Below are 10344 nucleotides of genomic sequence, written 5' to 3' on the forward strand. Positions count from 1 at the left end.
AATGAGAAAAGAACTGTTGGCTGACGTCTTACTGTCGATGCGAATAAACAAAGGGCGCATACGACTCACCGGCTTTTCGATAGCATGGGGAATATTCATCCTCATACTGCTGATAGGAGCCGGAAGGGGACTTGTCAACGGTATGGAACGGATATACGGGTCGAATGTCAATGCCACAGTGAAGGTTACCACAGGAACCACTTCCGTACCCTGGAACGGTTATGGCAAGGACAGGAAGATATGGATCGAGGAGAAGGATGCCGCCCTATTGGGAGAGAAACTCGCAAAATATGTGGAGCACGCCATACCTATCAAGGCCATGCGCAACGTGGAGATAGCATGCGGAAAGGAACACGTGATGCGCACCGTGAACGGCACTTCAACAAAATTCATGGAGGCTATGGACGCAAGGATTGTGGCAGGACGAAGTATCGACGCCCTCGACATGAACATGGCACGCAGTGTGTGCGTTATTTCATTGACAACCGTGAAAGCCCTGCTCAAGACATCGAGGGCTGAGGACGCAATAGGCATGACTGTGAAATTGGCCGACCGACCCTTCACCATCGTGGGAGTGTATAAGCCCACCAAACAATATGTGGCACAAAACGACGTGTTCGCACCTGTCACAACCATCACCCAACTGTTTGTGCACTACAACCGACTGACGGCAATATGGCTGAAAATGAAAAAGTTGAAAGACTGCGAAGAGAACGCCACATTCACTTCCGCACTAAAACACATACTTGCCAACGCCCGGAATTTCTCGCCACGCGACCCGAGTGCACTGTTGATATTCAATATGTACGACGAATATCTCGTGACGATGGACACACTACATTCCATACAGTCGTTCGTATGGATTGTGGGCTTCGCCACACTGCTTGGCGGTGTGGTGGGTGTGTCGAACATCATGCTCATCACAGTGAGGGAGCGCACAAGGGAATTCGGAGTGATGAGAGCCTTGGGCTGCCACAAGTCATACATCTTCCTATTGGTCACAATCGAGGCATTGATAATATCATTCCTCTCGGGAATGGTGGGAATGCTCTGCGGATTGGGTTGCCTGAAGGCTCTTGGCGACATTGCCGAGATGGCTGCCGGCGACGGAACCTTGGTGTTCGTCAATCCCAATGTGCCGTTCTACACTACATTGACAATCACCGCCATCATCATCATCACAGGTGTGATTGCGGGATATATACCTGCACGCCAAGCCGGGAAGATGAAGATTGTAGATGCATTGGTATTCACTAAATAATTATTCGTTATGAGGGATATACTACAGAACATAATGCGACAGAAGACACGCTCGCTGCTCACTGGCTTTGGCGTGTTCTGGGGTATGTTCATGATGGTGGTGCTGCTCAGTGTCAACAAGGGCGTCGAACAGGGATTCGTGGGACGATCGGTGAGTATGTCGGGCAATAATATCGAGATTGAGCCTCAACCTACAACCATGAATTACAAGGGTATGAAGCGCGACAGGATATGGCATCTGCGCAACTCGGACATCGACGCCGTACGACGACAGTTTGCCGACAAGATAAGTTATGTATCAGGAATCAACTTCGAGGACTACAGCAATGTGGCGATAGGCAAAAGGAGCGGTTCGTATATCATACAAGGTGTCACTCCCGAATATCTCGTCTCGATACCACAACGCGTTATCTACGGCAGATATATCAACACCATCGACATACAGCGCAAGCGGAAGGTGTGCGTAATAGGCGAGGACGTATATAAACAACTCTTCGACAGCGACACCGACCCATGCGGACAGACCATCACCATCAGGGATATACCATACACGATCGCAGGTGTGGCAAAATGCACCAACCGCCAGTTTGCCGAAGACCTCAACGTGTCGCCTGTAATACAAATGCCTCTCACCACATGCCAATCCATCTTCGGGCGCAACAACGATATTGACCTCATCACCGTGGGAATGAAGGATATGTATCCCATGACGGAGTGGGACAAACCAGTCATCTCGTTTATCAAGGAACGGCATAAGATTCATCCTGCCGACGACGAGGCTCTGAAGGTGTATAACACAGCCCAATACCAGGAAGAGGTGGCAATGGCAACAATGGGACTTACTATCCTATGCTGGCTTGTGGGCATAGGCACACTGCTTGCCGGACTCATCGGAATATCCAACGTGATGCAGGTGTCGGTGAAGGAGCGCACCAAGGAGATTGGCATATATAGGGCTTTGGGGGCAAGTCCGAGGGTTATCATAAGGCAGATATTGACAGAATGTCTTGTCCTCGCTCTGACTACAGGATTCCTTGGCATGATAGCCGGTCTGAGCGCCGTCTCAGCCCTAAGGAGCAGTTTGGCTGCGGGAGCCACCGACGACGACATGCTCACCAATCCCTACGCCCCCTTCCTCATAACCATCATCTCATTCATCATCCTCGTAGGTGGAGCCGTGGCTGCCGGATGGCGACCGGTGAAGCAAGCAATGAAGATCAAGGCTATCGACGCCTTGAGGCAAGAATGACTGTTATTTTTCAATTCTCCCAGGGAGAAGACAAAGAGCCGGAAGGCCTTGATCTCGACATTCATCACCACATTTGGAGTGGCAAATGGTAGGCATAAAAGCATTGTTGACAGCGAGGTGACAATGGACGACTTGTTCGGATTATGAAGAGAAAACTAATAATTCTCAATAGCCTTCATTCGCTCCCTGCGTTTCTTTGCCGACACCTTGCGGCGGAAGATGCTCAGGAAGTCATGGCCTGAGGGCTTGGGCATCGACTTGCCTTGCTCCTTGAGCTTTGATCCCCTGTCCCGTTTGTCATCTGTAAGGTATCATTTGAACTTCCATTCGTCGAAGGTGATATTGTTTCCTTTCAGGATAAAACAGAGGTCCATTGTGCCTGTCATATTCGTTTGAAGTTGGGATTCTATGAGTTTCATTTGCGGGGTACCAACTTTGATTGAAGCTATGACTTCTCCGTCCGGCCTATCCCGGCGAACTTCTATGATTCCGTTTCCGGATGCCTTAATTTCCAGACTGGAAGGTACTTTGTTGAATTCCACACCTCTGACAGCAATGATGCCAGTCTTGTTGGGAACGGTAACGGCATACATGTCCCCGATGCTTTTTCCATTTGTGAACTTGACACCTTGTGTGGCTGCTGTGGTTTCGGCCTGCTGGATGATGAACGGGTTCATAGGCTGTATCTGTTTTACGCCTTTCAGAGTCTGATTACCCATGTGGATATTCACAGTATTCTCGTCAACTTGTATTTCATCGACACAAACATTACGAAAACCAGCTGTTGTATTGAAACTATGTTGCAAACTCATTGTGTGATAGAATACATACCATTTCCCGCGGAATTTGTGTAGATGTGTATGATTGTTGCTGTAGTCAAATCCATAATCTCCAGGGTTTTTCATATAGTTGTGCTGGTATTTCCAACTTTTGGTTACCAGCGGAGTTTTGCTAGTCATGTAACTCATGCAACAGGTGGTTGGTTTCTCTGTCGGGAGAGGCCAGTCGCTAAAATCTTGCCAATCTATGTTATAAGTATAAACGTATGTGCCGTTGATGTAGTTTAATTCGTTTGCTTCGAAATGATGGGGAGCCCGGATGGGCTTTATCGGGCCATCCACACTAATCATGTCTTTTCCCAAACGCATAATGCGAGCACATCCTCCGCCTACTGTCAACCAACCTTTTCCTTTGTCATCGATGACTACACCCGGATCGAAAGCAGCTTTGCATTCTCCTGCTATGCCGGGAGTGTTTGTGTCTACCAAACTATGATTCAGCGGGCTTGACCACGGTCCTATGGGGGATGTGGATGTCAGCACTGCAGTTCCACCCCCGCTATTGGAGAAATAGAGGTAGAAGTGAGTCTTGCCGTCCGCTTCCTCACGTTTTGCAATCGACGGTGCCCATGATGTTTGTATCCATGGGGCGATGCTGTCTGTTTTAATAAATCCGTGATAGGTCCAGTTTGTCATGTCATCGGTAGACATCATCACCAGAGATTTGATGTATTCGTAGGAGTTTTTTCCGTAACCGCCTATTATCTCATATTGTTGCTGATCGTTTGTTGCGTACACATAAAGTCTGCCATTATATTCTAATGCAGTTGGATCCGCTGTAAACATAAAATCCAGCAGAGGATTTCCATATCCTGTGGTCAGTTTAGGGGAAACGTCCGGCATGGTTACATAAGGCACGGAATCATTTTGCAGGGACAGATTTTCTCCGGCCCGCGCATTTTGCTGGTTAGATATCATACATGCAGCAATGACCATTGATAAAATGGGGGTCTGGATGTTTTTCTTTTTCATTGTATATTTGGTTTAAAATGGTAATATGTTCGTTTATTGGAAAAATTACTGCAAAGTTACGTATAAAAAGCCTATCTACAAACTTTTTTTATCCTCATTTTACCTTTTTTTATAAAAAAAGCATTACCTTTGCACAAATACTAAAATACAACTTATGAATTTCCTCGAAGAAAAAATCATTGAAGACGGTGTTATCAAGAAAGGTAACATCCTAAAGGTTGACAACTTCCTCAACCATCAGATAGACGTCGATATCATTCGACAGATAGCTTATGAGTTCAAACGTAGGTTCCGCGGCAAAGAGGTGAACAAAATCCTCACCATCGAGGCAAGCGGCATTGCCATTGCCACACTGCTCGGCGACCTCTACGACGTGCCCGTGGTTTTCGCAAAGAAAGGCGAGACGGCAAACAGCACCGACGACAAGTACGTTTCCCAAGCCTATTCCTTCACCCACAAGCGAATGAACAACGTCTTCGTCTCACGTCCCTATCTCAACGCCACCGACAAGGTGCTTATTGTCGATGACTTCCTTGCCGACGGACAGGCTGCCCAAGCCCTCATCGACATCGTCCATCAGGCAGGCGGCGAAGTCGTTGGCATCGGCATAGCCATTGAGAAAGGCCAGCAGCAAGGCGGACGAATACTGCGCGAAGCCGGCTACCATCTTGAGTCCATCGCCATACTGAACTCAATGGACTATGAGACACAGAAAATAGAATTTTTCAGTTAATCATGAACAGCATTTACGAACTCGACGGTCGTGTGTCCATAGCAAAGGCGTTGCCTTTCGGTCTTCAACACATTTTGGCAATGTTCGTTGCCAACATCACACCTATTATTATTCTCTCCACTGTCGTTGGCATCGACAAGGGGATAAGTGTCGCACTGATACAAAACTGTATGGTCATCGCCGGCATCGGCACACTCATACAGCTCTATCCCATTTGGCGCATAGGTTCACGCCTTCCCATCGTCATGGGCATCTCCTTCACCTTCCTTTCCCTCGCCATCATCATTGCCACAACCCAAGGCATGGGCACACTGATGGGAGCTGTAATCGTTGGTGGCATTGTGGAAGGCTGTCTCGGACTCTTCCCTAACAAATGGACAAAACTCATTCCCCACGTCGTGGCGGCAACAGTGGTGGCGGCTATCGGTATCTCGCTGCTGCCCATAGGCACCAACAGCTTCGGCGGCGGACAAGGGGCAACCGACTTCGGCAGCGCCGCCAACTGGACAGTAGGCTCCATCACGCTCTTGGCATGTCTGCTTGCCTTCGTCTTTGGCAAAGGCATAGTCCGTTCGCTCTCCATCCTCATCGGTTTGGTCATTGGCTACATAGTTGCTCTCTGTATGGGAATGGTCAGTTTCGACGCGTTGAACGGCATTCCTGCCTTCTCGCTCCCTCGTTTCCTTCCCTTCACTCCTGAGTTCCGTCTCGACGCCATTCTTGCCATAGTCTGCGTCTATCTCGTCTCCGCCACTGAGACCATCGGCGACACATCGGCAATCTGCTCAGGCGCACTCGGACGCAATGTCCACAAAAAGGAGATGGGAGCTTCGGTGGCTTGCGACGGTTTCGTCAGCACCATTGCGGGACTCTTCGGCTGCACGCCAATCACCTCGTTCTCGCAGAACGTAGGACTTGCCGCCCTCACCAGGGTTGTCAACCGCTTTGCCATTGCCACAGGAGCCGTTGTCCTTATTCTCAGCGGCTTTGTGCCAGCCATTGGCGCCATTCTTGCCACCATTCCGCAAGCCGTTCTCGGCGGCTGCACTATAATGATGTTCGGAAGCATTGTCTTTGCCAGTTTTGGCATGATGGCTCGTTGCGGTTTCTCCCAGCGCAACATGGTCATCGTCAGTCTCTCGCTTGCCATTGGCCTCGGCTTCACCTCCGTGCCAGCCATCTTCGACATCTTCCCCCAACTCGTCCGCACCGTCTTCGCCCAAAACAGTGTAGCCCTAGTCTTCCTAATCGCCATTGTCCTTAACCTCGTGTTGCCAAAGGAGAAGGAAGAAAAAGAAGAATAAACCATAAACGGTACAGGGGACAAGTCAGTGTCCTGCGGAAAAGCCTCGTCTCGCCCGTAGCCTGAGAAAAATGGGTAGGACACTGACCTGTCCCCTGTCCCGCCCGGGCCGATGAACCTGCCCCCAGTGATTCTCTTGACCCGAAAAAAAACAAGAAAAATCAAAAATAGTTTGGTGGTTTGATATTTAATTTGTAATTTTGCCTCCGAAAGAATTAAATATATAAATGTATGAACACGACATTGACTATTGAAAACATATACAATATGTTGTCTTCGTTGAGCGTAAGCAACAAGAAATGGTTAGCCGACCATTTGTATGAAGACATTTCTGGTGTTCAAGTCAGACATCGTCGTGGTGGAAAGTCTGACGAGGAACTCGAAGCAGAACTTAGTGGTTTCCCCTCTCTCGACATGAATGATTATGCTCCCTTAACGGACGAGCAATTCAAAGGATTGATTCATTCGCGACCTGTTCCCCAAAGTATTGAAAAATGGTTATGAAAGTAAGACAGAGGGAGATTGTGGAAGTCCCATTTACCATGCCCGATGGCAGAGTTTTGGTTCATCCTGGTTTAGTCGTTTCGTCAGATGAACTTCAAGAAGTTGAAGATGGTATGATTTATGTCTTGCTTATTTCATCAAAGAACCATCACCCGGAATATACAATAAGGATAGAAAACGAATGGCTCAGCAAACCAATGCCGAAGCAATCATATTTTATCACCCATATTTTGGGGATTTATAGGGTTGAAGAGGTTATTAGTCAAAAGAATTGTTTCATCAAGGAACGATATTTTGACAAAATAATAGACAAGATTGTCAATTCTATTTTTGGATAGTAATGAAAGTGCGAGACACTAATGAAATCATTATTATGAATATTCTATATATTTCGCTGCAAATATACTGCTTTTTTATGAATTATCAAAGGGGAAGTGTTAAAATTATGCTCTTCTGAGAAAATTATCCTCTAAAAGTTTTCTCTTTTCGTATATTATTCGTATCTTTGGTGCGGGTTTCATTCCGGTGAGCCAATGGCTCCTTCCAATGATTTCCAATAACATTGTGGGTAAACAAAAGCATTCGCTATTATTCGCGTTCAGCCAAAAGCGTAGGAAACTTTCATGGATATAACGTAACAAGAATAATATGTGACAGGGTGTCTGTAGATATATGGATGCCTCTGACTATTCTTTTAGCAATGCAATCACGCAATAGGCGTGATGCATTCTTATGAATAGTCTGAGGTTTCCTTCCTACGCTACCTCAAAGCTGAACGCAATAAGGTGCATCGCGCCATTATTGTGTCTCGGCGTGATTGATAGTTGAGTGTATTATTATAAAGATATTAATACATAATTTTTTATTTAATTTACTATTTATTATGAGAAAAAATCTTTATTGGGCATTTTTGCCAGTTGTTTTAGTATGTTGCTTTGTTATATCATCATGTTCAAGTGATGATAGTGATGAACAAAAGGAAACATCAAAAAGTATTGTGGGTGAATGGATTAGCAAGGATGGTATTTACTATCAATTCAGGACAAATGGCACAGGTAGATACATCAGCCTATCGGGTGAGCCAGGTTATGACCCTGAATATCCTCAAGCAATCATTGAACATCCGAATGATCCGTATGAGTTTGAGTATAATGTCAAGGATGGTATTTTAACAATGAAAGAATTCTATTCGGATGGTTATTCAGTATATGTTTGCGATGTAGTGGTTTCAGAAGATGTCTTGCAATTGCGACAGACTAAATATAATGATGATGGAGGTGAATGGATAATCGATTCAAAACCTTCTTGGAAGACTTATTTACGTTGGAAATAAGTGTTTTGCCTAACCATCTATAATCCTTATTCTGTTATGAAATCATTGTGGTATGGAATGTGCCGAAGTCTTTGTTTCGCATACGAGGTCGCTTTTGATTAACGCCATCTACCAGATAAAGCTCAAGGCATATATCAAAAAACCACTCCTATATGATGATGTTCAAGAAGTTTTATGAAAGATCTTGAATAGGCATTGTTGAACAAGTGACAGACACCGTTCACAACGATAATCGTGAATGGTGTCTTTTTTAAAACGCTTACTTTTTATGGATTGTTCTGTCAAGCACAACTTGACAGTAGCAGAACGTGTGTCTATTGGAATGATGAAATAGACCTTGCCAGTGATTGTATTTACGAATACGCTCGGGTCATGGGGACATGTACATTGGTTCATGGTTCACTCTTTAGGGTCGAAGAACCTGTCCCTATGACCCGCCGGCAGATGATAGTATATTGATTCTTTTTTGCCTATTATCTGCTTTATTATCCCCATAAAAAATGAATCAGTACATTCATCCTTCAACCTTCGCCCAATCTTCACCTTCAGCCAGTATAAATTTCTACTCGCCAATTAACAGTGTTATTTGCCGAATCAAATTGTTTGTCGGTTCTATTAATGGTTCGATGATTTCTTTTGAAGCATTGAAGGAGCAGTTGTAGTCGCTTTTCTCCCTCATAGTTTGCAGTGATGAGAAAAGTTTTGCCAATCCTGCAGACAGTTTGCCCGTCTTCACATATTGCATGTAAAGCATAGAATTAACCCCATGGTGAGTATGGACGCTTATACCGTCATATATTAGAAGGGCACATACAGCATGGAAAGCTGCATAATACAAACGATTGGCAGCTCCGTCCCAAAACTCATTGTTAGCCAAAACATAAACTTGCTCCATTGTCTTATGGGCTTTATTGAGTTCATGTTCCACCATAGTTCTTCTTTCTTCGTCACTAAGACTCATATCAGCACCATTTTATCTTGTTCAACATTCATATAGAATGGGGTATATGAGTAACCCTCCCATTCTTTTTTAGAATACACTTGCGGATTGATTTCTTCATTCATATCCCACCCCAAAACCCTGAAGGGATATGCGTATTCATAGTCTTCAGATGTTAGTTGAGGCTTGTCTAACAGGATAAGAATATCCCAGTCGCTATTCGCCTTTTCCTCATGGCGTGCCCTCGACCCGAATAGAAGCAATGAAGACTTTGGCGGCAATGTATCTCTTGCCACTTTCCTGATGCTATCTATGATATATTCATTGCTTGCCATACTCGAATCTTGTTTTATCCGCTGCAAATATACTCATTAATCGCGAAACGGCAAAAGAATTTGCGGAAAATAACTCTTTTTCTTGGAAAAGTGCGCCAGAATGTTGCTCTTTCACTTGTAATGTATTAACTTTTGCAAGTAGGGTCAGAGAGGGTCAGAGGGACAGGTTTGAAGTGAACCCAAGATGTTAATTGTGGACGGTGTCTTTCTTATGTCTAAGTTTGCGGAGGGTAATTGAGAGCCCCCGGTGCATCGCGCATCGGGGGCTTTGCTTTGAGTTCTTAATTGTATGAATTACCGCTTTGTCATACACGAAATGACGCGGCTTGTAGTTCCTATCTTTTGGACATAAATAGATTTATTAGATATTTGATATATTTGTCAGAAACACTGGATATTTCACTTTTGTCATAAATTGTCAATAATGATATTTCGCATTTGCCATTGTCATGATAATTGCATTTGTATGTTATGATTCTGGCTCCGCCTCTCTTTCCTTTACCTTTAGATTTGATGGATAATCTTATTTTTCGGACATTATGAAATAACTCGGTTCCTAAATCGGGGTTTGCTTTCAGTTCATCACTAAGCTCTTGAATGTCTGATTTTAGAGACTTGTATCTTTTCGACAGTTTTTGAATTGTATCTTGAATTCTTCAGATACACTTATCATCACTTCCATAACAACATATATCAAAATATCAACATTCCATCAAAAAATCATCTAATGATTGAAATTTTGCATTAGACCTCAAATCCGCAACCGCCCTCATAAGATGACACAGAGGTCAAAAAGGTAGCGGCACTGCGGCAAAAGAGGGCGCAACGCAGCAAAAATCGCCACAAAGACGCATAAATTCCCCTTACCCCACCACG

At 44.9% G+C, this 10344-nt stretch carries 10 protein-coding genes; 7 read left to right on the forward strand and 3 right to left on the reverse strand.

Annotation, left to right across the window (positions count from 1 at the left end):
- Position 1: 1 nt before the first annotated feature.
- Both CIK98_RS11880 and CIK98_RS11885 read left to right on the forward strand, forming a co-directional pair.
- Positions 2-1261, forward strand: coding sequence for an ABC transporter permease (locus tag CIK98_RS11880; RefSeq protein ID WP_094384484.1), 1260 nt, complete (start codon positions 2-4; stop codon positions 1259-1261).
- Between the two features lie 9 nt (positions 1262-1270).
- A complete protein-coding gene (locus tag CIK98_RS11885) occupies positions 1271-2509 on the forward strand; it encodes an ABC transporter permease (protein ID WP_094384486.1) in 1239 nt (412 codons plus the stop codon).
- Between the two features lie 311 nt (positions 2510-2820).
- On the opposite strand, the gene CIK98_RS11890 is transcribed toward CIK98_RS11885, so the two are convergent.
- Positions 2821-4320: a glycoside hydrolase family 43 protein gene (locus tag CIK98_RS11890; RefSeq protein ID WP_371683266.1), complete on the reverse strand. Its 1500-nt coding sequence runs from the start codon at positions 4318-4320 to the stop codon at positions 2821-2823.
- A 154-nt stretch (positions 4321-4474) separates the two neighbouring features.
- Here CIK98_RS11890 and CIK98_RS11895 point away from each other — a divergent pair, with 154 nt between their 5' ends.
- From CIK98_RS11895 to CIK98_RS11915, 5 genes are all read left to right on the forward strand, one after another.
- On the forward strand, positions 4475-5053 hold the full coding sequence (locus tag CIK98_RS11895) for a xanthine phosphoribosyltransferase (RefSeq protein WP_094384488.1): 579 nt from the start codon (positions 4475-4477) through the stop codon (positions 5051-5053).
- Between the two features lie 2 nt (positions 5054-5055).
- Positions 5056-6357 carry a nucleobase:cation symporter-2 family protein gene (locus CIK98_RS11900; protein WP_094384489.1) on the forward strand — a complete coding sequence of 434 codons (1302 nt, stop codon included), beginning with the start codon at positions 5056-5058 and terminating at the stop codon, positions 6355-6357.
- 230 nt (positions 6358-6587) lie between these two features.
- Positions 6588-6860 carry a hypothetical protein gene (locus tag CIK98_RS11905; protein ID WP_094384491.1) on the forward strand — a complete coding sequence of 91 codons (273 nt, stop codon included), beginning with the start codon at positions 6588-6590 and terminating at the stop codon, positions 6858-6860.
- Entirely contained in the window at positions 6857-7198 is a 342-nt protein-coding gene (locus CIK98_RS11910; protein ID WP_141210528.1) for a type II toxin-antitoxin system PemK/MazF family toxin, read from the forward strand. Before CIK98_RS11905 ends, CIK98_RS11910 begins: the two co-directional genes overlap by 4 nt.
- A 545-nt stretch (positions 7199-7743) precedes the next feature.
- Positions 7744-8193 (forward strand): hypothetical protein, encoded by a 450-nt coding sequence (locus tag CIK98_RS11915; protein ID WP_094384495.1) that lies wholly within the window; start codon positions 7744-7746, stop codon positions 8191-8193.
- Between the two features lie 562 nt (positions 8194-8755).
- On the opposite strand, the gene CIK98_RS11925 is transcribed toward CIK98_RS11915, so the two are convergent.
- Entirely contained in the window at positions 8756-9154 is a 399-nt protein-coding gene (locus CIK98_RS11925) for a HEPN domain-containing protein (protein ID WP_094384499.1), read from the reverse strand.
- A complete protein-coding gene (locus tag CIK98_RS11930; protein ID WP_094384501.1) occupies positions 9151-9468 on the reverse strand; it encodes a nucleotidyltransferase domain-containing protein in 318 nt (105 codons plus the stop codon). The genes CIK98_RS11925 and CIK98_RS11930 overlap by 4 nt, the downstream gene beginning before the upstream one ends.
- Between the last annotated feature and the right edge of the window lie 876 nt (positions 9469-10344).

The sequence above is a fragment of the Prevotella sp. P2-180 genome, from assembly GCF_002251435.1.
GTDB lineage: Bacteria > Bacteroidota > Bacteroidia > Bacteroidales > Bacteroidaceae > Prevotella.